This is a genomic window from uncultured Endozoicomonas sp., from assembly GCF_947495845.1.
Classification (GTDB): Bacteria; Pseudomonadota; Gammaproteobacteria; order Pseudomonadales; family Endozoicomonadaceae; genus Endozoicomonas.
Genome location: NZ_CANMAO010000003.1, coordinates 221,858 through 248,457 on the forward strand (window position 1 = coordinate 221,858; position 26,600 = coordinate 248,457).

22 protein-coding genes and 1 pseudogene are annotated in these 26,600 nt (G+C 47.7%); 8 read left to right on the forward strand and 15 right to left on the reverse strand.

Annotated elements, in window-relative coordinates; all coding sequences use genetic code 11:
* The first annotated feature begins 135 nt into the window (after positions 1–135).
* From yciA to Q1B11_RS04030, 4 genes are all read left to right on the forward strand, one after another.
* Positions 136–522, forward strand: coding sequence for an acyl-CoA thioester hydrolase YciA (yciA, locus tag Q1B11_RS04015; protein WP_067520115.1), 387 nt, complete (start codon positions 136–138; stop codon positions 520–522).
* Positions 523–537: 15 nt separating this feature from the next.
* Positions 538–1,158 carry a uridine kinase gene (gene udk, locus Q1B11_RS04020; protein WP_299727931.1) on the forward strand — a complete coding sequence of 207 codons (621 nt, stop codon included), beginning with the start codon at positions 538–540 and terminating at the stop codon, positions 1,156–1,158.
* Positions 1,159–1,602: 444 nt separating this feature from the next.
* Positions 1,603–2,172 carry an alpha/beta hydrolase gene (locus Q1B11_RS04025; RefSeq protein WP_299727934.1) on the forward strand — a complete coding sequence of 190 codons (570 nt, stop codon included), beginning with the start codon at positions 1,603–1,605 and terminating at the stop codon, positions 2,170–2,172.
* A 280-nt stretch (positions 2,173–2,452) separates the two neighbouring features.
* On the forward strand, positions 2,453–3,490 hold the full coding sequence (locus tag Q1B11_RS04030; RefSeq protein ID WP_299727937.1) for a GMP reductase: 1,038 nt from the start codon (positions 2,453–2,455) through the stop codon (positions 3,488–3,490).
* Between the two features lie 46 nt (positions 3,491–3,536).
* On the opposite strand, the gene pflA is transcribed toward Q1B11_RS04030, so the two are convergent.
* Positions 3,537–4,268: a pyruvate formate-lyase-activating protein gene (gene pflA, locus Q1B11_RS04035; RefSeq protein ID WP_299727940.1), complete on the reverse strand. Its 732-nt coding sequence runs from the start codon at positions 4,266–4,268 to the stop codon at positions 3,537–3,539.
* Between the two features lie 98 nt (positions 4,269–4,366).
* Positions 4,367–6,649 (reverse strand): formate C-acetyltransferase, encoded by a 2,283-nt coding sequence (gene pflB, locus Q1B11_RS04040; protein ID WP_366139431.1) that lies wholly within the window; start codon positions 6,647–6,649, stop codon positions 4,367–4,369.
* A 619-nt stretch (positions 6,650–7,268) separates the two neighbouring features.
* Between pflB and Q1B11_RS04045 the strand changes: the two genes are divergently transcribed.
* Entirely contained in the window at positions 7,269–7,733 is a 465-nt protein-coding gene (locus Q1B11_RS04045; RefSeq protein WP_299727943.1) for a hypothetical protein, read from the forward strand.
* A gap of 142 nt (positions 7,734–7,875) precedes the next feature.
* Here Q1B11_RS04045 and Q1B11_RS04050 read toward each other — a convergent pair whose 3' ends face one another.
* The 4 genes from Q1B11_RS04050 to Q1B11_RS04065 form a co-directional block, all read right to left on the reverse strand.
* Entirely contained in the window at positions 7,876–8,352 is a 477-nt protein-coding gene (locus Q1B11_RS04050; RefSeq protein WP_299727945.1) for a methylglyoxal synthase, read from the reverse strand.
* A 113-nt stretch (positions 8,353–8,465) separates the two neighbouring features.
* A complete protein-coding gene (locus Q1B11_RS04055) occupies positions 8,466–9,764 on the reverse strand; it encodes a sodium ion-translocating decarboxylase subunit beta (RefSeq protein ID WP_067520151.1) in 1,299 nt (432 codons plus the stop codon).
* Positions 9,765–9,950: 186 nt separating this feature from the next.
* Positions 9,951–11,738 (reverse strand): sodium-extruding oxaloacetate decarboxylase subunit alpha, encoded by a 1,788-nt coding sequence (gene oadA, locus Q1B11_RS04060; protein WP_299727957.1) that lies wholly within the window; start codon positions 11,736–11,738, stop codon positions 9,951–9,953.
* 26 nt (positions 11,739–11,764) lie between these two features.
* On the reverse strand, positions 11,765–12,040 hold the full coding sequence (locus tag Q1B11_RS04065; protein WP_299727959.1) for an OadG family transporter subunit: 276 nt from the start codon (positions 12,038–12,040) through the stop codon (positions 11,765–11,767).
* A gap of 295 nt (positions 12,041–12,335) precedes the next feature.
* Here Q1B11_RS04065 and Q1B11_RS04070 point away from each other — a divergent pair, with 295 nt between their 5' ends.
* Positions 12,336–13,310 (forward strand): ankyrin repeat domain-containing protein, encoded by a 975-nt coding sequence (locus Q1B11_RS04070; protein ID WP_299727962.1) that lies wholly within the window; start codon positions 12,336–12,338, stop codon positions 13,308–13,310.
* On the opposite strand, the gene dusC is transcribed toward Q1B11_RS04070, so the two are convergent.
* Together dusC and Q1B11_RS04080 are read right to left on the reverse strand one after the other, a co-directional pair.
* A complete protein-coding gene (gene dusC / locus Q1B11_RS04075; protein ID WP_299727965.1) occupies positions 13,285–14,250 on the reverse strand; it encodes a tRNA dihydrouridine(16) synthase DusC in 966 nt (321 codons plus the stop codon). The two genes, Q1B11_RS04070 and dusC, sit on opposite strands and share 26 nt — an antisense overlap.
* A gap of 165 nt (positions 14,251–14,415) precedes the next feature.
* Positions 14,416–16,039, reverse strand: a pseudogene (locus Q1B11_RS04080) (BCCT family transporter).
* Positions 16,040–16,131: 92 nt separating this feature from the next.
* On the opposite strand from Q1B11_RS04080, the gene mnmC reads away from it, so the two are divergent.
* Positions 16,132–17,391, forward strand: a complete 1,260-nt coding sequence (gene mnmC / locus Q1B11_RS04085) for an FAD-dependent 5-carboxymethylaminomethyl-2-thiouridine(34) oxidoreductase MnmC (protein ID WP_299727968.1) — start codon at positions 16,132–16,134, stop codon at positions 17,389–17,391.
* A 5-nt stretch (positions 17,392–17,396) separates the two neighbouring features.
* On the opposite strand, the gene msrA is transcribed toward mnmC, so the two are convergent.
* The 3 genes from msrA to hemG form a co-directional block, all read right to left on the reverse strand.
* Positions 17,397–18,044: a peptide-methionine (S)-S-oxide reductase MsrA gene (msrA, locus tag Q1B11_RS04090; protein WP_299727971.1), complete on the reverse strand. Its 648-nt coding sequence runs from the start codon at positions 18,042–18,044 to the stop codon at positions 17,397–17,399.
* 243 nt (positions 18,045–18,287) lie between these two features.
* Complete coding sequence (locus Q1B11_RS04095) at positions 18,288–19,085, reverse strand: M23 family metallopeptidase (protein WP_299727974.1); 798 nt, start codon at positions 19,083–19,085, stop codon at positions 18,288–18,290.
* A gap of 274 nt (positions 19,086–19,359) precedes the next feature.
* Complete coding sequence (gene hemG / locus Q1B11_RS04100) at positions 19,360–20,031, reverse strand: menaquinone-dependent protoporphyrinogen IX dehydrogenase (RefSeq protein WP_299727977.1); 672 nt, start codon at positions 20,029–20,031, stop codon at positions 19,360–19,362.
* Positions 20,032–20,249: 218 nt separating this feature from the next.
* Between hemG and dps the strand changes: the two genes are divergently transcribed.
* Positions 20,250–20,732, forward strand: coding sequence for a DNA starvation/stationary phase protection protein Dps (gene dps, locus Q1B11_RS04105; protein WP_299727980.1), 483 nt, complete (start codon positions 20,250–20,252; stop codon positions 20,730–20,732).
* Positions 20,733–20,783: 51 nt separating this feature from the next.
* On the opposite strand, the gene Q1B11_RS04110 is transcribed toward dps, so the two are convergent.
* The 4 genes from Q1B11_RS04110 to Q1B11_RS04125 all read right to left on the reverse strand — a co-directional run bounded on the left by Q1B11_RS04110 (position 20,784) and on the right by Q1B11_RS04125 (position 26,405).
* Positions 20,784–21,758, reverse strand: coding sequence for an ABC transporter permease (locus tag Q1B11_RS04110; protein ID WP_299727983.1), 975 nt, complete (start codon positions 21,756–21,758; stop codon positions 20,784–20,786).
* Positions 21,755–22,735: an ABC transporter permease gene (locus Q1B11_RS04115; protein WP_299727986.1), complete on the reverse strand. Its 981-nt coding sequence runs from the start codon at positions 22,733–22,735 to the stop codon at positions 21,755–21,757. Before Q1B11_RS04115 ends, Q1B11_RS04110 begins: the two co-directional genes overlap by 4 nt.
* A gap of 160 nt (positions 22,736–22,895) precedes the next feature.
* Entirely contained in the window at positions 22,896–24,452 is a 1,557-nt protein-coding gene (locus Q1B11_RS04120; RefSeq protein ID WP_299727990.1) for an ABC transporter substrate-binding protein, read from the reverse strand.
* Between the two features lie 219 nt (positions 24,453–24,671).
* Positions 24,672–26,405 (reverse strand): ABC transporter ATP-binding protein, encoded by a 1,734-nt coding sequence (locus tag Q1B11_RS04125; RefSeq protein ID WP_299727993.1) that lies wholly within the window; start codon positions 26,403–26,405, stop codon positions 24,672–24,674.
* Between the last annotated feature and the right edge of the window lie 195 nt (positions 26,406–26,600).

Here is a 26,600-nt window from a genome sequence, read left to right on the forward strand (position 1 = left end):
AAAAAGATTGTGAACAGCTTCTTATACCTCAAGACCTTTCGACTTTCCATGAAAGCCTTCATGGAATACGGATTTACAAGCAGCTGACGCAAGCATAGCATTCCCGACCTTGAAAAATCAGTACGGAGTTTTCGGATGGCTGGACCACAGGGCGACCTGGTTCTGCGAACATTGGCAATGCCTGCAGATACTAATCCCAACGGTGATATTTTTGGCGGCTGGATCATGTCCCAAATGGACATGGCGGGCGGCCTCGCAGCAAAAAACCGCTCCCAGAGCCGGGTATCCACCGTGGCGGTAGAAAGCATGAGCTTCATCCATCCAGTCAAGGTCGGTGACGTGGTATGCTGTTATGCGGATATCGTCCGGGTTGGTACCACGTCCATGCGTATAAAACTTGAAGTCTGGAACTTGTCTCATCCCTTTAAGTCTGAACTTCGCAACAAAGTGACCGAAGGCATGTTCACCTATGTCGCTATAGACGACAATGGAAACCCCATCCCGGTAGATAGAAGTCGATAATCAGGAAACCTTCGAATGAAACAGAAAACTATCCTTGTCGGTGTTGCCGGCGCTTCTGCATCCGGTAAGAGCCTACTGGCAGAAACTCTGGTCGAAGAGCTGCAGTCCGAGCACCTGAGCGTCATTTCTGAAGATTCTTACTACAAGGATCAATCCCACATGTCCATGGAAGAACGGGTTCGTACTAACTACGACCACCCGGAATCCATGGATCACGATCTGATGCTGCAGCAAATGCTGCAACTGAAAGCGGGTGAAGGCATTAAAGTGCCCATGTACGACTATTCAAAGCACAACCGTCGTCAGGAAACACGACAGGTGAAGCCGGCACGAGTCATTATTTACGAAGGCATACTGCTCTTCACCAATCCGGAAATACGTGAAACCTTCGACCTGCGCTTTTTCATGGATACGCCATTGGATATCTGCTTAATCCGTCGTATGAAACGTGACATAGTCAGCCGTGGTCGTGATGTGGATTCTGTGATCAAGCAATACCTGGAAACCGTGCGCCCCATGTTCATGCAGTTTATTGAACCGGCTCGCCAGCACGCCGACCTGATCATTCCCCACGGTGGTAAAAACCGTATTGCTATTGATTTGATCAAAACACAGATTCGTAATTTGATTGATTAAAAACGCCAATCGCCCTTGTTTTCAAACGCAGGGGCTCTAACAACCAAATAAAGATCAATACCCAACCATATAAAATCATATTTTCTGACTCTGTGACCAGCCACTTTTGACAACCTGCCCCTGCATTGTACTAAGTAGTTGGCCATTTGGAATCGAATATTTCTGGCTTGTTGACCAGGTTCTCTGCAAGGCGCAACGGCGGGAGCATAGCGAGCTATGTGACCAGAGTTGCAACGCAGTCAGAGGGCCTGATCAATGAGTCAGAAAATATGATTTCAGGTGGTTAACTACTTACCTCCTGCATCTATTCCGTCGTACGGTGTTACACCTATAAAGGCATTATGAAAAGCGCGCTACCGGTAGATTATTCAGTAATCTTATGTGAGCATGGTCGCCGGAGAGTGACTGTTTTTTAGCTGATGATTCGATTTCATAAGGAGTTTTATGTTTGAACGTCTCTTTTTACTGATAATTGCCTTTATCCTACCTGGCTGTGCAGTTGATTTTGATGATTATGAGCCTATTCGGTTTGAAGTTTCAGGGACCTCCGTAACAATGAACGGTGTTATTACCAGTGACATAACTGGCAAACTTCAAACACTTCTCAATAAACATCCGGAAATCACAACCATTATCATGGAGACTGTAGACGGATCCGTAGACGATGAAGCCAACCTTGAAGCCGCAAGACTGGTTAGAGCAAAAGGCCTTAATACAATAATCTCTGGACATGGAGAAGTTGCATCCGGCGGTACTGATTTCTTTCTTGCTGGCGTTAATAGAACTGTTGAGCGTGGAGCAAAAGTTGGCGTTCATTCATGGGCTGCTTTAGGAATCAACGATGCAAACAGCCTACCTAAAGATCACCCAGAGCACCAAAACTACCTCAAGTATTATCAAGAGATGGGAATACCTGATGATTTTTATTGGTTCACTCTGGCATCTGCTTCAAGTTCTGATATGCACTGGATGTCACCCAAGGAACAAAAGTTATATAAAATTTCCACGCCATAACAATACGCCCCCCATCAAGGAAAGTATCATGATGAGGGGCTATCTTCACTTACCACCCCGTGCCGTATATAATGCCGACGTATAAGCGTCAAATACGCCTGTTTTGTAAGCCTGAAATGATTATTTTTTTGGCCTGTCAAAACAGGTCCGGCGCGATCATTGCACTCACCTTGTGTGAGTTAGATCGATTCACTTTGGCTGTCCGGCCGCTTGTACTTCGCCTTAATTATCACTGAAAAGAATGAAGTGCTGCCTGTCTGGGGAGCGCTGCGAGATAACCATGCGCGTAGAAGCTGATATCAAGCTGGGTTTCAAGGACGTCCTGTTCCGCCCAAAACGTTCCACCCTAAAAAGCCGTTCACAGGTCAGCCTGGAGCGTACTTTCCGTTTTGTACACACAGATACAGAGTGGACAGGTGTTCCCGTCATCGCCGCCAATATGGACACCGTTGGCACCTTCGAAATGGCATTGGCGCTGGCCGAGCACAAAATGCTCACTGCCGTTCACAAGCATTACACCATTGAAGAGTGGCAAGCGTTTCTCGAAAGTGCCCCAGCTGGCATTGAAGAACACATCATGGTCAGCTCCGGAACGTCCGACAGCGACTTCCAGAAAATGAACGACATTCTGGCACTAAACGACAAACTTCGTTTTATCTGTATTGATGTCGCTAACGGCTACTCGGAACACTTCGTTCAGTACGTTTCCCGTGCACGTAAACAACACCCTGATAAAGTCATCGTTGCTGGTAACGTGGTAACTGGCGAAATGGTCGAAGAACTGATTCTGAAAGGTGCCGACATTGTCAAAGTAGGCATCGGCCCGGGTTCTGTTTGCACCACTCGGGTAAAAACCGGTGTCGGCTACCCACAATTATCCGCAGTGATTGAATCAGCAGATGCCGCCCACGGCGTTGGTGGCCAGGTGATTTCCGATGGCGGCTGCACCTGTGCTGGCGACGTCTCCAAAGCCTTCGGCGCCGGCGCTGACTTTGTTATGATCGGTGGCATGTTTGCCGGTCACGATGAATCCGGCGGCGAGTTGGTTGAAGAAGATGGCAAACAGTTCCGTCTGTTTTACGGCATGAGCTCTACAACCGCTATGGATCAACATGCCGGCGGTGTTGCGAACTATCGCGCATCTGAAGGTAAGACAGTCAAAGTACCTTACCGTGGCCCGGTACTGGAAACCGTTCAGGATATTCTGGGTGGCGTACGTTCAACCTGTACTTATGTTGGCGCAGCTCAACTGAAAGAGCTGTCCAAGCGCACCACCTTTATTCGTGTGCAGGAACAGGAAAACCGGGTATTTAACTAATTCCCGGCAGACACAAAGCGGGCAGGTCTGCTTTGTGTCATTTTCTTTAATACCCCGCAGCAATCCCCCGTTTTTCAAACTCTAACTTAATCGCATCCATCTGAACATCTGACGGTGGACGAACATTCTGCAGGTCATAACTGTCGTTAAAAGCATCCCACTTATGTACACCTAAACTGTGATATGGCAGCAACTCAACCTTTTCTACGCAGCCCATCTTCTCCACCATCTCTGCCAGCATCGCCGCATAGATTGGATCAACGGTGAAGCCCTCAACCGCCACATAGCGAATCCAGGTGGGCTTTTGGATTTCCTGCAAATACATAGCAAAATTTCTTGGATACTGGCCGGTAACGTAAGTGAGTTTTTTGTGCATCTCCTCATCCATGTGCTTGATATCCAAAAGCACCAGATCAGTATAAGACAGTAGCCGCTCAACATCCGGCGTAATGCGTTTGGTAAAACCATTGGTATCGAGACAGGTGTGAATACCGTTCTCTTTTAACGCTTTAAACAGGTCAGCAACAAATTCCGCCTGAATCAGCGGTTCCCCACCGGTGACCGTTACACCACCTGTTAGAAAGCTTTTCACTTTCAGAATTTTATCCAGGACCTCTTCATGACTAAGTACCTCACCACCATCACGAAGATCCCAGGTATCCCGGTTATGGCAATAACGGCAGCGCATATGGCAGCCCTGCATAAAAACCACATACCGGATACCTGGCCCGTCAACGGTTCCAAAAGAATCCATGGAATGAACACGCCCGAGGGACATGGCAACTCTCCCAACTCTACACCTGCAAAACATGCAAAAAAAGGCCAGCAATGCCGGCCTTTTTATTGTTCTTACATTTTATCTGAAAGTGCTAAAACTTACAGTGAACCTGTGAACGTACGGGTAATCACATCACGCTGCTGCTCTGGAGTCAGAGAGTTAAAGCGCACTGCGTAGCCGGATACGCGGATGGTCAAAGAAGGGTACTTCTCTGGGTTTTCCATGGCATCTTCCAGCATTTCGCGGTTCATTACGTTCACGTTCAGGTGCTGACCGCCTTCACGATGCGCTTCATGATGGAAGTAACCATCCATCAGGCCAACCAGGTTCTTACGACGACCTTCGTCGTCTTTACCCAGTGCTTTCGGTACGATGGAGAAGGTATAGGAGATACCGTCTTTCGCGTAGGCAAATGGCAGCTTCGCTACAGAACTCAGGGACGCAACCGCACCGCTGGTGTCACGACCGTGCATTGGGTTTGCACCCGGACCGAACGGCTGACCTGCACGACGACCGTCTGGTGTAGTACCGGTTTTCTTACCGTAAACCACGTTAGAGGTGATCGTCAGTACAGACTGAGTCGGGATCGCATCACGGTACATGTTGTGAGACGCCACCTTCTTCATGAAGGTTTCGACCAGCTCACAGGCGATAGCGTCAACGCGCTCTTCATTGTTACCGAATTTAGGGAAGTCACCGTCGATTTCAAAGTCGATAGCAATACCGTCTTCATCACGAACCGGTTTCACTTTCGCGTATTTAATCGCAGACAGAGAGTCAGCAGCCACAGACAGACCCGCAATACCACAAGCCATGGTACGGATAACGTCACGATCGTGCAGCGCCATCTGAGAAGCTTCGTAGGAATACTTGTCGTGCATATAGTGGATGCAGTTCAGAGCAGTCACGTACTGAGTCGCCAACCAATCCATCAGCTTGTCGAAGCTGGCATAAACTTCGTCGTAATCCAGATATTCTGAAGTGATTTTTTCAGCCTTAGGACCGATCTGCAGTTTCAGTTTCTCATCGACACCACCGTTGATAGCGTACAGCAGGGTTTTACCCAGGTTCGCACGGGCGCCGAAGAACTGCATCTGCTTACCCACCACCATTGGGGATACACAGCAAGCAATAGCGTAATCATCGCTGTCCATATCAGGACGCATCAGATCGTCGTTTTCGTACTGAATTGAGCTGGTATCGATGGATACTTTTGCACAGTACTCTTTAAAGCCAACAGGCAAATGCTCAGACCACAGAACAGTAATGTTTGGCTCTGGGGATGGACCCATGGTGTACATTGTGTTCAGGAAACGGAACGCGTTTTTGGTCACCAGTGTACGTCCATCCAGGCTCATACCACCGATGGACTCTGTCGCCCAGATTGGGTCGCCGGAGAACAGCTGATCGTATTCTGGAGTACGCAGGAAGCGAACCATACGTAGCTTCATGACGAAATGGTCGATCATTTCCTGAGCGTCGATTTCGGTAATTTTGCCAGCTTCCAGATCGCGCTGGAAGTAGATATCCAGGAAGGTCGCGGTACGACCCAGAGACATAGCGGCACCGTTCTGGGATTTAACCGCAGCCAGATAGCCGAAATAAGTCCACTGAACCGCTTCACGGGCAGACGTCGCTGGACCACTAATATCGCAACCGTATTTGGCAGCCATTTCTTTGATCTGACCCAGAGCACGGATCTGCTCCATGATCTCTTCGCGCAGCTGAATAGTGCGATCCAGGTTTTCACCGGACTCCATCACTTTGTCCAGAGACTTGTGCTGAACTTTCTTGTCTGCCACCAGACGATCAATACCGTACAGGGCGATACGACGATAATCACCAATAATACGACCACGACCGTATGCATCAGGCAGACCAGTGATTACACCGGATTTACGGCAGTTACGGATGTCTGCGGTGTAAACGTCGAAAACACCGGCATTGTGGGTTTTGCGATAGTCCGTGAAGATTTTGTTAACCGTGTCATCCAGCTTACGGCCGTAAACTTCACAGGAAGTTTCAACCATGCGGATACCACCATTAGCAATAATGGCACGCTTCAGTGGCTTTTCAGTCTGAAGACCAACGATGGTTTCCAGATCTTTGTTGATGTAACCAGCGTCGTGAGAAGTAATGGTTGATGGCAGATCAGTGTCAAAATCGACAGGCGCGTGAGTGCGGTTCTCTTCCTTGATGCCTTCCATAACATCTGCCCAGAGTTTATCTGTGGCATCTGTGGAACCAGCCAAAAAAGAGGAATCACCCTCATAGGGCGTGTAGTTCTTCTGGATAAAATCGCGAACATTGATACTGGTTTCCCAGTCACCGGAGGTAAAACCAGCCCATGCCTGAGGCATTTCGTTGGTTGCTACAGTCATACTAAGAGCTCCTTCAAGTTGGAGAATTCTTTGGAAATGCTGTTTCGGGCCAGCCATCTTGGTAGCTGTAACACCAACTTGATCTATATCAATGTACGAAAATCGTCGTCGGCGTATTGTTAACAAACGTTCAGGGAGGTGAAGAAACCCTGACAATCATTATCCTGTGATAATGAGCTTGGCTAACCCGTAAAAGTATGTGAAGACGGCACCAAATTACTCGATATATGGCATTGCCACTATCAGTGCTAATACTTATTAATAATAAAAAAACATATTCCAAAGTATTTAAAAATATAAACAAACTCTAACATCAATAAACGCACCTGTTAGTCTATTAACCATCTTTGAAATTGGCAAAGTTTAGTTATTACTATCAACTCAACATTCAAAAAAAGTATGAAATAAATCATCTCTGATTATTCATGAATGCTATTCTTTATTTCTGTTAATTCCCTCTTCATTTCGTTTCCATGAGAATTAACGACTACTTTTAGATATTGCTGTATTTTTTTAGGTAGTGTTACCTATTCATAGCCAATACGGGTTTGACTAACATCCTTAAAGCAAATAATGACATCAATAGTATTGCCGGGAAAGGATCGAACAGGAGGTAGTGATGAGCAAATATATTTATACTACAATTTACGAACAATTTACGGGTCTTAAGCCACCAGAGCCTAAAGATCAAAAGCCTCGCCGTAGAAGAGGTTATGGTCACCCGTATCGAATGCGGCTGAATATGCAAGACGCTTCTGTTCAGGACAGTGAATTACTGTCTTCTGGCAATGAAGATCCTGATATGCCAAGAGATGCTTTTGAGCAACCTCCGGTTTCTATATTTCAGCCAACGGTTAAGCCGCAATCTGTACGCCGCTTCTCTTCCGGCAATCAGGGCTATCGCTCCCCAAGCAGCAGTGGAAATGTACTTTCCAGCAGGAACGCTTTTCCTGAAGAACCGGTGATTGGGAATAGCAACAGTGAGCCTAAGGTCACTTATAAGAAACGACGTCAATACGGCTCATCCAGTTTCAGTTTTGGAGCAATGGGCAGACGTAATGGAAATGACAACACCGATTATTGATGTGATGGTTGCAGTTAGTTAACTGTTGCTTAACTTTCAACTTTTTAATTCTGCTTTACCTGTTCAATGTCATTCCCGTAGATACTGATTTACGCCAGAACTCGAAAGCGGGGTCTGGCGTTTTTTATAGTTCTTTCTCTATTTATTCCAATGCTTTTTGTTCCAGCGCTCTTTGCTTAAGATAGCTGTCATAGTCTGGAATCTGTCGGTTATGGGTTTGAGCTAGCAACTCGGAAGAGAAAATATAATCCGCAGAGCTTTGATTACAGGCGACGGGAATATTCCACACCGCAGCAATTCTTAACAACGCCTTTACATCCGGATCATGAGGCATTGGCTCAAATGGGTCCCAGAAAAAGACCAGCAAATCCAATTTACACTCGGAAATCAGCGCACCTATTTGCTGATCACCACCTAATGGACCACTGATGAATTTCTTCACAGGCATAGAGAGATGTTTCTCCATTAACGTACCCGTAGTTCCAGTCGCGTAAAGCTCGTGACCTGTCAACTGCTCTTTATGGCGCAAACCCCAGCTTACTAACTCATCTTTCTTATTATCGTGAGCAACCAGGGCAATATTCTTTTGGGCTGGAACACTGTGTTCTTTATAAATCATAAAGCACAACTCTGTTTGTTTTGAAAATTGATTATTGGCTATATTCTCACCGAACAAAAAAAAATGCGACGCCTTAAAGGTAAGACATCGCATTATTATGATTCTAATCACTATCAGGAAAGGTACTTAATCATTACCCCGGCAGCAACTGCAGAGCCGATAACACCGGCAACATTCGGCCCCATGGCATGCATTAACAAAAAATTCTGAGGGTTCGCCTCAAGCCCAAGCTTATTGGAAACCCTTGCTGCCATCGGGACCGCAGATACACCCGCTGAGCCAATCAGCGGATTCACTTTTGTAGACGTCACCCGGTTCATTAGCTTTGCCATCAAAACACCACTGGCAGTACCAATACAAAAGGCCACAATACCCAAAGACAGAATCCCAAGGGTTTCCATCGCCAGAAATTTATCTGCGCTCAGCTTTGAGCCCACAGAAAGCCCTAGAAAAATAGTAGTGATGTTGATCAAAGCATTTTGTGCGGTATCCGACAAACGCTCAACCACACCACATTCTTTCATCAAGTTACCAAAACAAAACATCCCCAACAACGGAGCAGCATCTGGCAACAAAAGAGCCACCAGCACCAGCAGCAGAACAGGAAAAACAATTTTTTCTGTCTTGCTGACGTGGCGAAGCTGAGTCATCACAATCTTACGTTCTTCAGCTGTCGTTAGTGCTCGCATAATGGGCGGCTGAATCAACGGCACCAGTGCCATATAGGAATACGCAGCCACCGCAATAGCCCCCAAAAGATGGGGAGCTAACACGCTGGATACATAAATCGCTGTTGGGCCATCCGCACCACCGATAATGCCGATTGCTGCCGCATCCGCCAAAGAGAAATTCATTAGCCCTGTCGAGCTCAGCACAATAGCACCAAAGACCGTGGCAAAAATGCCAAATTGTGCGGCTGCACCAAGAAACAGGGTTTTTGGGTTCGCCAGCAAAGGACCAAAATCAGTCATTGCCCCAACACCCATGAAAATCACTAGCGGCGCAACACCGCTACCAATAGCGACACTGTAAAACTGATATAAGACGCCGTTCGAATAACCTGCATCGGCCACAATGTGACCTATAGCGGCTCTTGTGGCGGAGTTAGCCTCGGTGTACAGGGTGTACAATTGATCCGGAGTTGCAGAAACATTGCCAAGCGCCTCAGAAATGGCCTGCAATACTACTGGATTTGCCACATGCAACGCCTGCTCAATGGCTGAAAATGCCAGACCCGCCTGAGGAATATTGGCCATAATCCCGCCAAACCCAATCGGCACTAACAACAAAGGCTCAAATTGTTTACGGATGGCCAGATAGAGTAATCCGAAGCCCACCAGTATCATTGCCAGCTCACCAGCGCTCAGATTGTAAATCCCTGAGCCTTCCCAGAGCGTTAACAGCTTTTCCATGATAACTTCCTACTCCTTAAGTTATACCAATGTCGTTTTTAAATTGTGGAGTGAGCAAGTTATTTTGGGCGACTGGACAAGGCGAAGCGACGAGTCATAGCAGTAGCTATGGCGAGGAACTTCAACGCCGATCCAGTCGGTCAAAATGGCTGCGCAGCCCATAATTTAAAAACAGAATTGGTATTATCAAGCCAGTGCCAGCAGCTGATCACCCACTGCCACACTGTCGCCTTCTCTGACACTGACAGACGTCACCTGACCAGCTCTCGGTGCACGTACTTCCGTTTCCATCTTCATGGCTTCAAGAATCAACACAACGTCGCCCTCCTGAACCTGTTGCCCTGGCGTGACATGGACTTTCCAGATATTTCCAGCCAACGGTGCCGACATGGGTTCGCCTGAAACTGCAGCCGGAACAGCAGCTTGCTGGATTGCCAATGATGCAGGGATAACCTGACTAACATCGCCACCTTCGGCCACTTCCACGGTATAAGGATTACCGTTCACTCTTACGGTATAAACGGCACTGTCTGTTTGATTGACAGAAGCGGGGGCTGCTGGCTTAACCTCAGGCTCAGTTCCTGGAATTGGTTCAAAGGCATCCGGATTACCACGATTCTGCAGAAATTTGAGACCAACCTGGGGGAACAAGGCATAGGTCAGAACATCGTCCACTGCCTGATCTGCCAGCTTGATACCTTTTTCCTGTGCTAACCCTTCAAGCTCCGTGGTTAACTTATTGAATTCAGCTTCCAACATATCTGCTGGACGACAGGTGATCGCTTCTTTACCGTCCAATACTCGAGTTTGCAACTCGGTATTAAAAGGTGCTGGTGCAGCACCGTATTCGCCTTTAAGAATTCCCTGAGTCTCTTTAGAAATGGATTTGTAACGCTCACCGGTCAGCACATTCAGTACGGCCTGTGTACCCACAATTTGAGACGTTGGGGTAACAAGAGGAATAAAACCAAGGTCTTCACGAACCCGTGGAATTTCCTGAAGCACTTCATCAAACTTATCGCTGGCGCCCTGCTCTTTCAGCTGACTTTCCATATTGGTCAACATACCACCAGGCACTTGAGCCGTCAGGATACGAGCATCAACACCGCGCAACTGACCTTCAAACTTAGCGTATTTCTTACGCACAGCACGGAAGTAAGTTGCCACTTCTTCCAGCTTATTGAGATCCAGGCCACTATCCCGCTCTGTTCCCTGCAGCGCTGCAACAATCGCTTCTGTTGGAGAATGTCCGTAAGTCATGGACATTGAGGAAATAGCGGTATCCACCCGATCAATACCGGCCTCAATGGCTTTCAATAACGACATAGAAGAAAGACCGGATGTCGCATGACAATGCAATTGCACTTCCAAGTCCGTCTCACGCTTCAATCGTGACACTAACTCATAAACATCCGTCGGCGTAATAATGCCGGACATATCCTTAATACACAGTGAGTCCGCACCCAGATCTTCAATTTCTTTAGCAAGCGATACCCAGTTGTCCATGTTATGCACCGGACTGGTGGTATAGGAAATAGTCCCTTGCGCATGGGCTCCCTGTCGCTTGACTGCACTCATGGCATGCTTGAGGTTGCGGGGGTCGTTCATAGCATCAAAGACACGGAACACATCCATGCCATTAAAAACAGCACGCTCTACAAACTTATCAACGACATCGTCCGCATAATGACGGTAACCCAACAAATTCTGCCCACGAAGCAACATTTGCTGCCGGGTTTTCGGCATGGCTTTTTTCAGTTCACGCAGCCTTTCCCAAGGGTCTTCACCGAGATAACGGATACAGGCGTCAAAAGTTGCGCCACCCCAGGTTTCCAGGGACCAGTAACCAATGTCGTCCAATTGCTCCGCAATGGGCAACATGTCTTCTATACGCAGACGGGTAGCAAACAGTGATTGATGGGCATCCCTCAACACCACATCGGTAATACCAAGCGGTTTGTGAACTTCAGACATAACCCTTTATCCCCCGGTTAATGGCTTTAATCTTTATCTTTTTTTGTTCTGTGCAGCTTAATAGCAGCGCTAATAGCGGCTACCACTTCGGTCTGATTACTGTTGGCGACTGGCGCTCCGCCTGCTGAACTATGACGTACAGCGGAGGCTCCTGAAGTAGCAGGTTCATGAAAAAAGCGAGTGATGATTTTCGACATCAAACTGGTGACCAACACCAGCAGAGTGAGAAACAGGAAAACAAAGCCCATCCCGAACAGCATCAGGCTGGAGCCCTCAGAGATAAGTTCCGACGACGTCATCATGTTGTCCTTGTCGTATGCATATTTATAGTTATTTGTTCGTTCGCAATCATTAAGTATTACGAAGAAAACCGGCTCGTGCCGCTTGTGTATTGTACTGATCACGGTGAATTTGACAATCAGCTATACAGACGATGTGCGGAATACATAACAAAAATGGCCTATTCGATAATAAATGCATCGACCTTGGTCAATAAAAAAGCGAATACGCCCAAACAGAAGTAAATAAACAACCAGCTTGAAAAATCTATCCTATGATCACAGATAACTTTAATCTGTTAACTAAACATGAAACCTCATGAATGTATCTGTCTTATCTGGGGTCTATAATTATTCATCCAATGTCGCTTATAAAACACATACAAACGACGATGAAGAGCCTAAAGACCCCAGCAAATATAATGAGCCGGCACCGCTGGCCGCTTGTCGTGCCGGTGACATCACCCGCCTTCAAACTGAGCTTGAAAAAGATCGGCATATTGTCTATGACTATTATGCCTCGAAGTCAGGTTCAACCATCGACTTACTTTCCATGGCTGCCAGTATAAAAAACGTAGAGATTCTGGAATTCCTCCTCAGACATGGCGCCCTTGCAGACCATGCGACCCCCGCCGGAGCAACACCTCTTATGTATGCTGCACAAAGTGGCTTTGACTTCGGTGTACAAAAACTTTTGGAGGAAAGCGCTTCAGTGACTCAATTGACTGCAGAGGGTAGAACACCGCTCTTTTACGCTGCTGAAGAAGGGAGCAGAGGGACAAACGAACTTCTTCTTAATCATAACGCCAATGTCAATTGGCAAGATAAAAATGGCGTATTCCCCCTCTATATAGCCGCAGGCAGGGGTCACTACCAATTAGTCGAGTTATTTCTGGAACATAAAGCTAAGGTGGGCTTAAGTTGTCCAGATGGAAGCACAGCCCTCCATGTTGCTGCATTTCAGAATCACCTCAACATTGTCAAACTACTGATCAAACATAATGCTAATGTCAATGAATGCACAAGGAAAGGAGCAACAGCACTATTATTTGCTACTCAAGAGGGACACAATCTGATTGTTGAAGAATTACTGAAATATGGAGCTAATCCCGAGAAAAAAGTTAAAACATCCCTCTTCACTAAAACATCCCCCTTAAGCGCCTCCAAACACATTGCAAAAAATCCAGACATTACCAATATGCTCAAGAAGGCAATAAAGGACAGAAAAGCAGAAAGCCCCCATCCCGCTTCCCAATTGCTTAGCCGTGTCAAGTTTTCTTATCAACCTTTTTAGTCGTTTGCATACAGTTCTGGTTGACCACACTCACCATCTCATCAGCATCGTTCATCGCACGAACACGCTCAAACAGATTCTGCGCCTCCGGGTAGGCCTTACGAAGATAGTTCAGCCACTGTTTCATTCTTGAAGGGTGGTAGAGCCACTTGTCATTTTCACGATCACGATCACCCAATTGCAAAATCAATTGCAGCACATCACTCCAGGGCATCGGACCAACGCATTCACGAATCATGTTCGTGATGTTCGGGGTAGTCAAGGATGAACGCCCCACCATCAAATCGGAGCAGCCCGAAACCGTCATACAACGCTGGGCGTCTTCGTGATTCCATATTTCACCATTGGCAATGACCGGGATGTTAAGTCGCTCACGAATTTTATTAATGTATTCCCAATGGGCTGGCGGGCGATAGCCTTCCGCTTTTGTTCGGGCATGAACCACCAGCTCCGAAGCGCCAGCTTCCTGAATAGCACAGGCGTTATCCATAAAGAGAGACTTATCTTCGTAGCCAAGACGGATTTTGGCAGTCACAGGAAACTCGGCAGGCACGGCTTCACGAACGGATTTGACGATATCAAAGAGTAGACCTGGCTCACGCAATAAAATCGCACCGCCTTTGTTCTTATTCACCCCTTTAGCCGGACATCCGAAATTTAAATCGATGCCTGGCGAACCCAACTTAACCGCTCTGGCCGCATTCAAAGCCAGATATTCCGGACTACTGCCCAACAGTTGAAGGCGAACTAATGTACCATTTGATGTCCTACTGCCCTGCTTCAATTCCGGGCAAGTGCGATAAAACACCCTATTTGGCAATAAAGTATCAGTGACTCGAACAAACTCGGTCACACACAAATCAAAGGTGTTGACGCTGGTCAGCAGGTCACGCATATCGTGATCCATCACACCTTCCATCGGCGCCAGTATCAACCGCATGGTACATCTCTTTTCAGAATAAAGCGGGTGATTCTAAATCAGTGAGGCGTACCATGAAATAGCGAGTATTTCCTATCCTGAAATAAACCGGTACAGCACGTAATCCTTCGATTTCAAGAAACGATAGGACAGCCCGGGCGTTACAGACCCGTCCGTAATGGCAAGTTACCCGATTGCAGAACGACATTTCACCTTATTAAGATCCCGCATCATGGACCAAAATAGGCCCACACACATAAAGAGCAATATCACCGTAAAAGGCAACCCCATAGAAACCGCTCCGGCTTGCAGAGAAGTCAACGCCTCTTCCCCGCCACCGTAGAGTAATACCGAAGCCGTGACACACTGCAGTACAGCCCACATCGCTCGTTGACTTGCGGGAGAGTCCACTTTCCCCCCCGGCAGTGATGTAATCCACCACCAGCGCTCCGGAATCGGCCGAGGTAATAAAAAAAACCAGAACCAGAGTAACGGCCAGCAAAGTGGTGACTCTTACAAAAGGGAGGTTTTCAAGCATCTGAAACAGGGCCAGAGAGACATCACCAATACCATTGGACAGCTGCCCAATGTAATTCTGAACCTGATCCAAAGCAGCTCCACCAAAAGCCGCCATCCAGATTGCTGATACCAGCGTAGGTACCAGAAGGACTCCAATCATGAACTCACGCACCGTTCTACCTTTTGAGATACGGGCAATGAACAACCCCACAAAAGGTGACCAGGACACCCACCAGGCCCAGTAAAACACTGTCCAGCCTTGATACCAGTTTGCGTCCTCTCGACCAACCCAGTTACTCAATGAGATAAGGTTCTCTGCATAACTCCCTAAAACAGCGGAAAAATGGCCCAGAAAGTTGGTAAACGACGATGCGAAAACAACGAAAAGTAAAAGAAGCGCTGCTATCGCCATATTAATATTGCTGAGCGTTTTCACGCCTTTATCCAGACCCCTGACTACCGAAAGCAATGTGATCATGGCAATAACGACAATAACAACCATTTGAGTCGTGATTGTGTTTTTAACCCCAAAGGCAAAGTCCAAACCCGCTGCAGCCTGTATTGCCCCTAATCCCAGTGACGTTGACAAACCGAAAATCGTCGCCAAAACCGCAACGATATCAATAGCATGACCAATAGGCCCCCAGACCTTTTCACCTAACAGCGGATAAAATGCAGAACGAATCGTCAGCGGAAGCCCTTTATTATAAGCAAAGAAGGCAAGTGCCAGACCAACAACCCCATAGACTGCCCATGGGTGAAGCCCCCAATGAAACAAAGTTGCTCCCATAGCAATAGAGGCAGCTTCCGGCGTATAAGCCTCAACATTGAGAGGCGTACCATTCAAATTCGTATAATAGGCTACTGGTTCAGCAACACACCAAAAGACCAGACCAATACCCATCCCGGCAGCAAACAACATTGAGAACCAGGACAATGTACTGTGCTCTGTTTTTGCATCTTCCCCACCCAACCGGATTTTACCCACCGGCAGAATGACCATTAACACACAGAACAGCACAAATACATTTGAGGCCGTCATGTACAGCCAGTAAAAAGTTTCAACACACCAGAGGTGAAGACCTGTCAGCGTAGTCTTTACTAACGAAGGGAACAAAAGCGTCAGGACTATAAACAATAAGGAGAACGTTGCAGTCAACCAGAAAACGGGGTTATGGAAGTCTAAACCAGCTATTTGTATATTATTCTGCCCTATCCGATAGGTCGTATTGCACTCAATGTTTGACGCACATCCCCACACAACAAATCTCCCTTGCAAACTCTGAAGCATAGGGGATCCTTGCCAATATTCTAGTTTTAGGGTCTTTACCCAACATCACTTGGTCACTATCCTCTACTGTTTTGACTCTTAAGCGAAGTAGCGTGACCAACAGCAAACACCCCAGCAAGCCTTGGTTTTCTCAAGCAGACCATAGAAATCCAGAGAAATCCGCCATCGTTATTGGCGGCGGTCTTGCCGGGTGCAGCACGGCTTACTCACTGGCAAAGCGTGGCTGGCAAGTCACAATTCTGGAACAACACGAGGCGCTTGCCAGTGAGGCATCCGGTAACCCACAAGGTGTTTTGTACGCCAAGCTGTCTGCGGACAACACACCATTAAGCCAATTTATTTTCCATGGTTATCACTACTCCATTGACCTGCTTAAACAACTGAACATTCAAGACTGGCAACAATGTGGCGTTGTGCAGCTCGCCGTAAATGATAAAACCAATCAGCGCTATCAAGCATTAGATGCTCAGCACCCGGATGATTTACTCCAATATATGAACGCACAACAGCTGTCAGAGATTGCGGGTCTGGATATCCACCATTCCGGGCTGTTTTTCCCGAACGCAGGATGGGTACACCCACCGGCATTCTGTCGTGCTTTAGTGGATCACCCAACGATCAAAGCGGTCAAAAACAGCCTGGTCAATGAAATAAGCCCTGAGAATAACGAATGGGTCATAAAGTCTGACAGCGGTGAATTCCGAAGCAAAACCGTCATCATCGCTCAGGGAACGGCCAGTAATCGATTCAATCAACTTCACTACCTACCGCTGAAATCCATCAGAGGTCAAATCACCCGGGTAAAGGCAACGCCCCAGAGCCAAAAGCTCAGCACCTGTGTCTGCGGCGAAGGGTATATTGCACCAGCCATAAAAGGTGAGCATACCCTGGGAGCCACCTTTCACTTTAACGATTCAAGTTTGGCTATTCGTGATCAGGATCATCAGGAAAACCTGAGCATGCAGCAGCAATGGTTTCCGACGTTTTATGACGCCATTGGTGGCGATCATGTTGAGATTACCGGTGGCAGAACCGGCTTTCGCTGCACGACGCCGGACTACCTGCCCATAGTCGGACCCGTGGTTCACCACCAGTTATTTTTAGACACCTACGCACCACTTCGCAAAAACAGTAAACTGCCACTGACGGATAAACCTGATTATTTTGATGGTCTCTACGTCACCACAGGGCACGGCTCACGAGGAATGATCTCCTGCCCAATCTCAGGTGAAATACTGGCAGACATGATTACTGGCGACGAGTCGAATACCAACCCGCTGCCAGTCACACTAAAAGAGGCGCTACACCCTTCCCGCTTTCTTATTCGAGACCTTATTAAGAATAAACAGTAACGGCATTAGGCGCCGAGACACACGCCGGTTCCTTTCAAGCCACAATACCCTTCCGGGTTTTTGGCAAGATACTGCTGATGGTAAGTTTCCGCATAGTAGAAAGGCGGTGCGTTTCGGATTTCAGTGGTGATGTCTGGAAACCCTTTTTGAGACAGAGACTGCGCAAATTGTTCTCGGGTTTTCTCAGCCTGCTGAATCTGCTCATCCGTCGTCGTATAGATAGCTGAGCGATACTGCGTACCCACATCATTACCTTGCTTCATGCCTTGAGTCGGATCATGGGATTCCCAGAACAGCGTTAAGAGCGCTTCCGTTGAGATGTCTGCCGGGGCATAAACCACCATCACCACCTCCGTATGCCCGGTCTGCCCTGAGCAAACCTCTTCATAAGTGGGGTTCGGGGTATAGCCACCGGCATAACCAACAGCGGTTGTATACACACCCGCCTGTTGCCAAAACAACCTTTCAGCGCCCCAAAAACAACCTAGCCCAATATAGATCGTTTGTAGATTCTCAGGGAATGGGGCTTTCAGTGAGTGATTATTGACAAAGTGCTGGCCAACGACTTCCATAGGCTCCGTTCGACCAGCCAGAGCTGATTCCTGCTCAGGAAGTTGTCGCTTCTTATTGCTCGAATTATTAAACATTGTCATGTACTGCCCTCCATGGAGCGATCATAACAAATAGCATGATTCTATGTGATGCTGAATACTCAACTGAAGCATTATTGGATCCGCTATCCGCAGTCCGTGATCCGCAAAGCACGGGAGGCTCCAGCTTTTTCAGATAACGGACAACGGACAACAATAATTGAAATGTGGAAGTTAATTTCAGGACACCCCTCTAACAAGAAGTCTGCTTTAAAACACTCAGGCTGTTCGGAACATTTGTGATTATTACTCGCCCAATGTCAGTAGCGCAGGATCCAGTCGTTTATCAAACCAGTTGTATCGCCAATCAAGATGAGGGCCTGTCACACGACCCGTTGCACCCACTTCACCAATCAGCTGACCTCTTTTAATCTGACTCCCTTCATTAACAGTGACTTTACTCAGGTGAAGAAAGCTGGAAAAAATACCGTAACCATGGTCAATAATGATGGTGCCACCGGAATAATAGAGATCGGAATCCGCCAAACGAACAATGCCGTCTGCCGGCGCCTTGACGGGTGTACCGGTGGGTACTGCAATATCCAGCCCATAATGAGGACGCCCGGGCTTACCGTTATAAACCCGCTGACTTCCGTAAACCCCGCTTATTCGTCCCTTTACCGGCCAACCAAACCCATTAAACAGGTCTGACTGCTGAGTATCTTCCATTCTTGCATAGCGCACCGCTTCCGCTTCTTGTCGGATTCGATTGAGCACCCGCTCATCTGGGGAAACGTATTTTTTGGCAATCCCCGTTAAACTCTGAACATCGTATTCTCTTGCTTTTAAATTCAGTTCAACGGTGGCCTGCCCGCCGTTAATAAACTGCAAGGTATACGACTGTTTTAGCTCAGCATCTCTGCCAAAACCAATGATAAAACGGCCATCAGGTGCAACAGACACCTCTTTATTGTCGTAAAAGACGCGGGCGCCCACGGGTGCTTTACCCACATAAAGGCCACCCGGGGTCAAACGGCTCTCCAACCCCTTGGCAACAGCCAACCCAGACAGCAGAACTAATAACACACTACAAAAAAGACGCATCACACTCCTCCCTGAACGATTCTTGCCCTGCATTTTGACTGCACTCCGATAGATGGCATAGGATTATTGTATGTACTCCACAATATCAATAATAAAAACAGGATACCCCTATGAATATGGACTACGCCATTCTCGCAGCTGCATTAATAACGCCCGTTCTCTTTGGTTTTGGCCTGCTTATTCCACTGGCGATGGATACTGAACCCAAACCCTAAGGAATATGTCCCGAAATAAGATCCACATTTATTGAGACCTTGAAGCATCGTTGAGATCGCTATCCGTAGTCCGTGATCCGTGGTCCGTGGTCCGCAAAAGCGTGAGTGGATCCAGCTTTTTCGGAAAACGGATAACGGATAACGGACACTCCTTCGCATTCGGCATTCAGTGGATTACTCTGACTGATGCCAATTCCCTGAAAATCACGATCAAGCTGCTCAGCAAACTGCTTCACCCGAGTCCAATCCGTAAATTCGATATTCTGGGTTGGATCGGTCGGCCCACCGGTTATTTTCATGATTAACCGAATCATTTGCTGATCAATCCAGTTATAGCGGGTATACAACAGTGCTCCGGCAAATACATCGACTCTGTCCGGTGTCCATGAAATCTGTTTCAAGAATTTTTGCAGATAACGGTTATTGTACGGATCGCGCCGCTCCGGCTTTCTGGCGGTCAGATTAACCGAGAAAAAATAACTGGGTTTCCTGGCTAGCTGCTGACTGTACTTCTCTATGAACTGGTAACATTCGCGGTGGTGCTTTCCATAACGTATGGAACTGCCAACAACGACACCATCAAAATCATCCAGACTGAAATGGTCTGTCAGGTCTGCCAGAGAGCGGAGCACAGTTTCATGCCCGGATTGATTCAGACAATAACTGATTCGTTCCATAATTTTTCGGGTCTGGCCTTCAGACCCAATGTACAACATGGCTAAGCGGGACATAATGAATTCATTCGATCTGCACAGAAAATTTCTGAACAGATAATAATCAATTTGTACAACAGTGTTTTTAACATAGATCAAAAAAGGTGGGGAATAAAAGTCAGCTTGATGTGAAAAACGCGCACTCGATACGACAGGTTACGCTTTCTTGATTTGTTGTACAAAACGTCGATCCTCTTCTATTTTTCTAAAGACCCCACCGACACCGGAGACAGTGTATGTCCCACACCTTCGAAACGCTTCCAGAAAACGTGAAACAATACTCCGCTCAAGAGTTACAAAAGCTGCTATTCAGCGCTATTGATCTTGGCATGCAAATCAAAGAGTCTCATTGGACGATGGCAGGGCGCGAGTTTCTGTCCGTCCATCGACTGTTCGACGAAGTCCATGAAGTGATCGAAGAGGCCACGGATGATATTGCCGAACGCATCGCACAACTGGGTCACAAACCTGAAGGCACTCTAAAGAGTGTGGCCGAGAAAAGCACGATGCCCAGCTACCCAAAATCGTTTCAGTCAATTGATGAGCACATTGAAATCATTAGCCAACGACTGGCGTATTTTGCCGGGCAATCTCTGCAGGCATTGGCGAATGTTGAGGAAGGAGGCGACCCGATTTCTGCAGATCTGATCACAGCCAGAACCCGGGAAGTAGATAAACTGATCTGGCTGGTTGAGTCGCACCTTACACCTAAAAAGTAACCAACCACAGAGACAAAAAAGGCTCCACTTGGGAGCCTTTTTTGTAAGGGATCAGCCTTTATAGAGCTTTGGATTCAGGACATCTCGCAACCAGTCGCCCAACAGGTTCAACACCAGAACCAGAACCACCAGCACAACGCCCGGAATCACCGTGATCCACCAGCTGCCAGAGAAGATATACTCAAAACCACTGGAAATCAGAGAGCCCAGTGATGGTTGAGATACTGGCATTCCCAAACCAAGAAAAGAGAGCGCCGCTTCACTGATAATGGCGTTGGCAATCTGCACCGTAGAAATAACCAGAATAGGCGACAGTGCATTGGGAAGAATATGTCGGAACATAATCCTGCCAGAACCAAACCCCATCACTCGAGCCGCTTCTACATATTCTTTCTTTTTCTCTGCCAGAACCGAAGCCCGGACAGTTCGGGCATATTGCGGCCACTCGGCGATACCAATCACCAGTATCAGCATCAACATGGCCAGCTTGCTATACAGCTCCGAACCAAAAGAGGCCTGAAAAACGGCCAGCACAATAATGGCTACCATCATGGTAGAAAACGACAGTTGTATATCCGCAACCCGCATCAGAAAACTGTCAATGCGGCCGCCGAAGTAACCCGCCATTAAGCCCAGTACGATGCCAATAAACGCCTGCAACACCACGGCAAACAAGCCAATAGCCAGAGAGATTCTCATGCCATAAAGAATGGTGCTGAACAAATCACGGCCCTGATCATCTGTACCCAACAGGAAACGTTCATCCCCTTCCTCCGCCCAAGCAGGGGGAAGTTCCGAATCCATAATATCAATGGCAGCAAGATCATAAGGGTTGGTGGGCGCCAACACCGGGGCCAGCAACGCCGCACTGACAAACAGGGCGAAAATAAACGCACAGACCATCGCCACCCGGTCACGGGTAAAGCTGTACCAGAACGTTGAGCGTTTAAATAATTCCCAACGGGATCTCTCTTTGTATTCCGGCGCCTCATTAGTGGCTGGCGCCGCAGATGTCAGTTCACTCATTGTGCAGTCCTCGCCAGTCTAACGGTTGGATTCACCAGACCATACAGCAGATCCACCAGCGTATTCACAACCACGAAAACGCCACCGACTACGATCAAATAAGCCACAATCAATGGCGTATCAACCCTGTTAACCGCTTCCAGGAAAAGGAAGCCCATGCCCGGCCATTGAAAGACAGTTTCCGTCAAAATGGTATAGGCGACCATGGTTCCTATTTGCACACCGCCGACGGTGATAACTGGCAGCATGGTATTTTTCAGAGCATGGAGGAAATAGATTCGAACTTTTTTCAAGCCTTTCGCTTTAGCAAATTTCACGTACTCTGTGTGAAGTACTTCGGTCATTTCAGAACGAATCAGACGAATAAACAACGGCAGCATAATACTGGCCAGGGAAATTGCCGGGAGAATCAGATGAAGCAGGCCGTCACGGGTGAACAAGCCACTCTCCCAGAGACCAAATACCGAAGTCGTCTCCCCGCGCCCATAGGATGGAAGCCAGCCAAGCTCGATTGAAAATAGATAAATACTGAAAATGGCTGTCAGGAATACAGGCACTGATATGCCCAGAATACTGAATCCAAGAATCAGTTTGGTGCCCCAGCTGTCAGGTCGTATTGCGCAATAAACACCTGCTGGAATTGATACCAGAATAATAATCAGGGTTGCTGCAAACACCAGCTCAAGGGTTGCCGGCATTTTGGCAAAAATCACATCCAGCGCCGGTTCTTTAAAGAAATACGATTGACCTAAGTCGCCCTGCAGGGCATTGCCGAGAAAGCGGCTATATTGCACCAGGAATGGGTCGTTTAAACCAATTTCATCCCTTAGTTTTTGACGCTCAGCTTCAGAAACGGACTGACCAACCAGCTCCCGGAGCGGATCGCCCAGATTATCCTGAATGGAAAAGCTGATAATGCTGATGACAAACATCACTATCAGCCCTTGCATAAGCCTGCGCATTAAAAATAACAGCATAAATAACCTTCACTGCTTAAAGCTTACAAAAGCAATAGCGAACAATGTTCTTGTTTTTTTGTAGGTCGGTAACCCAAAGGGTTGCCGACAATTTACCCATTTACATCGAGCTATTTGTCGGCAATCCCTTCGGAATTACCGACCTACATTAGATTGGTAATTATTCCTTAATCACCAGATCGCCCAGGTATGGGAAGTTCATTACGTTAACCACGTCGGCTGCCGCCACTTTCTTGCTGGCGCCCCAGGCAAGGTTCTGCCAGTGCAGAGGCACAAACGCCGCTTCTTCGTAAAGAGTACGCTCCACATCCTGAAGGATTTGCGCACGCATTTCAGGGTTGGTTTCAGCACCGGCTTTTTTCACCAGCGCATCAACGGTTTCGTTGCAGTAGTTACCGGAGTTGTACTGTCCCCAGCCTGACATTTCGTCAGCACAGGCCGCCAGATACTCGGTGAAGTTTGCAGAGTCTTCCGTGTCCGCGTGCCAGCCGATCATCATCATGTCCGCAGAACGCTTATCAAACTCTGGCCAGTACTGTGCTTTTGGCATGGTTTTCAGGTCAGCTTTGATGCCGATCTTCGCCAGCATGGAAGCCACCGCCTGAGCGATCTTCTCATCGTTCACGTAGCGGTTATTCGGCGCCATCATGGTGATAGAGAAGCCATCTTCATAGCCCGCTTCTTTCATCAGCGCTTTGGCTTTTTTCAGGTCATACACAGGCTGCAGATCTTCTACATAACCAGCGTAGCCTTTTGGCCCTTGCTGTCCGGCAGGTGTCGCAAAGCCTTTCATGATTTTCTTAACAATGCCTTCGTTGTTAATGGCATAGTTAACGGCCTGACGAACGCGCTGATCTTTAAACGCTTCAACACGCTCCTGATTCAACTGGAACGTGATGACACGAGTACCGCCCAGAGTCACCAGATCCGTGTCACCAGACTTCTTGATACGATCATGGTCGTTTGGTGGTACCGGGAAGATGAAGTCAACATCACCAGACAGCAGAGCCGCAACACGGGTAGGCCCTTCTTTAATTGGCGTCAGGACGATTTCATCCACATTACCCGGAGACTGCTTGTCCCAGTAATCAGCGAAACGATCGAACTCAACGCGAACACCTTGCTGACGCTCGGTCACGATGAATGGACCAGTACCGGACGCATTCTTGGAAGCAAAGGTATCACCATGCTTCTTCAGAATGTCTTTTTCCTGACCGTTCGCATCCAAACCGTCGTAGAACTTGCTGTCCATCGGGAAGATGTAAGTCGCAGAGTTCAGCAACAGCGGGAATGCTTCTTTGGTCACCAGCTCAAAGGTGTGATCATCAATGATGTTAACACCGGCAAATGGCTCCAGAATTCCTTTGAAGTCAGGACTTTCTGAAAGACGGTCAAAAGTCCACTTAACGTCAGCAGACGTCAGTTCATTACCACTGTGGAATTTAACGCCCTTACGCAGAGTGAAACGCATGGTTTTGTCGTCGACACGTTCCCACTTTTCAGCCAGACGTGGTTCGAACTGGTGCTCATTATCCCAACGTACCAGCGGGTCAAAGACCAGGTGTGACATCTGGAGTGTTGCACCAGACAGCTGCTCGTGCGGATCCAAAGACACTGGATCAGAGTCGTATGCCATCTTCAGGGTAGCCGCCTGAGCACCTACAGCCATTGATGCCGCCAGAATCGCTCCGGCAAGCGTTTTCATGGTTTTTTTCATTATTTTCCCCTATTTCAGGTTTTCCACTGCTTCAAAGTTTGCCTGTCCTTCCTGGTCAGGTGTACAGCTCGTTATATACCCATCGCCTTTCAAGTTGCTACGTTGTTGTCAGCGTTCGCTCACCCCGATCACCTACTATTTGTAGGCTCACGGGGCTTCGCTCTCTTGTCGCCTAGTAGCAACTTGAAATCCAATGGGTATAATTCGTTGGTCGGCCACTTATACGTGAGCGACCTGCGCTTCAATTTCCAGCCCTTCATGGGACAGGTTTTCAACCCTTGGCATCATACTGATCAAGTGCTGGGTGTATTCATGCTGCGGGTCACTGAATATACGATCAGTGTCGCCGGTTTCCACCAGTGAACCCATTTTCATCACACCAATGCGATCACACATTTGCAGAATGACCGGCAAATCATGACTGATAAACAGCATGGTCAGCCCGAGTTCTTCCTGAAGATCTTTCAACAGATTCAGAATTTGCGCCTGAACCGACACGTCAAGCGCAGACGTCGGTTCATCGCAAATCAAAAAGCGAGGGCGGGTTGCCAATGCACGGGCAATGGAGATTCGTTGACGCTGCCCCCCGGAAAACTCATGGGGGTACTTCACGCCGGACGCCCTGCCAAGTCCAACATGATCCAACAGGTCGGAAACAATTTGATTCACCTGACGTTCGGACTCAGCCAGATCATGAAAACGAATAGGCTCGGCAATAATATCCCGCACAGTCATACGGGCATTCATACTGGAGTATGGGTTTTGGAACACCATTTGAATTTGACGACGGAAAGGCTTTCGCTCTTTTTCCGTCAGTCGGGTAATATCCTGACCGGCAAACTCAATAGAACCGGCATCCGGTGGGTACAAACCCGCGATCACCCGGGCAATGGTGGACTTACCGGAACCGGACTCTCCTACCAAACCAAAGGTTTCACCAGGACGAACATCAAACGACACTTTATTGGACGCCTGAACGTATCGACGGTTCTTTTTGAAAAAAGCGGACTGAGTTTCAAAACGAAGATCGACGTCTTTTACTTTCAGTAAAACGTCACCACTGGGGTTCCCGAACACTTCCTGTTCACCCAACCAGTGATTTTTTACATCGATCTGATGACCTTCCGCTTTTTCAATATATTCAACACTGGGGAATCGATGCAGTTTTACATCGGTTCTGGGCACTGCACTGATCAGGCTCTGGGTATAAGGGTGCTCAGGTCGACACAGGATCTGCTCAGTGGTTCCGAGCTCCACCAGATCGCCCATGTACATCACCGCTACACGATCGGTGACGTTAGCAATGACACCCATATCATGGGTAACAAACAGACAGCCGACCTGACGCTTTTTACAGAGTTCACGTATGAGTTCAAGAATCTGATTTTGAATCGATACATCAAGCGCGGTAGTCGGCTCATCTGCAATGATCAATTCCGGATCACCGGAGAGTGCAATGGCAATAACTACCCGCTGTCGCATACCCCCAGAGAACTGGTGAGGATATTGTTTAATTCGAATCGCTGGTTCAGGAATGCCGACAGATTCAAGCAGCTCTATAGCTTTTTCAAACGCCGCAGCCTTGTCAAGATCCAGATTCACCATGATGGTTTCTACCATCTGGGTTTCAATAGTGAGCAAGGGGTTTAAAGACGTCATCGGGTCCTGGAAAATAAACCCTATGCGCCGCCCACGGATCTTGCGCATGGCTTCACCGTGGAGGCCACTGATCGTCTGGTTATCCAGTTTGATGTTGCCGCCGGCAATAACACCCGGAGCACTCAAAAGATCGATAACGGCATTGCCTACCGTCGACTTGCCTGCACCAGACTCCCCCACAAGACCAAGGATTTCTCCTTTTTCTACCGTGAAAGAGACGCCCTTAACGGCGACAGCTGTACCATGGCGTGATGGAAATTCTATCCGCAGCCCTTCTACTTCTAATAAGGACATGCTTCCCCCCTTTTTATGCTCAGTCGTTATTCTCAGGAGTCTTCTTGCTGATTTTTCTAGCCTGTAGCCAGCAACTCAGAAGAGAGGCTTGTATACGACAGAAACAGTTCAGTTGATCCAGCTTGTTATGCTCCATAACAGCCATCACAGAAATGCAGAGTGAGGTGGCCAGGCTCATTTGGTTCATGAGCACAT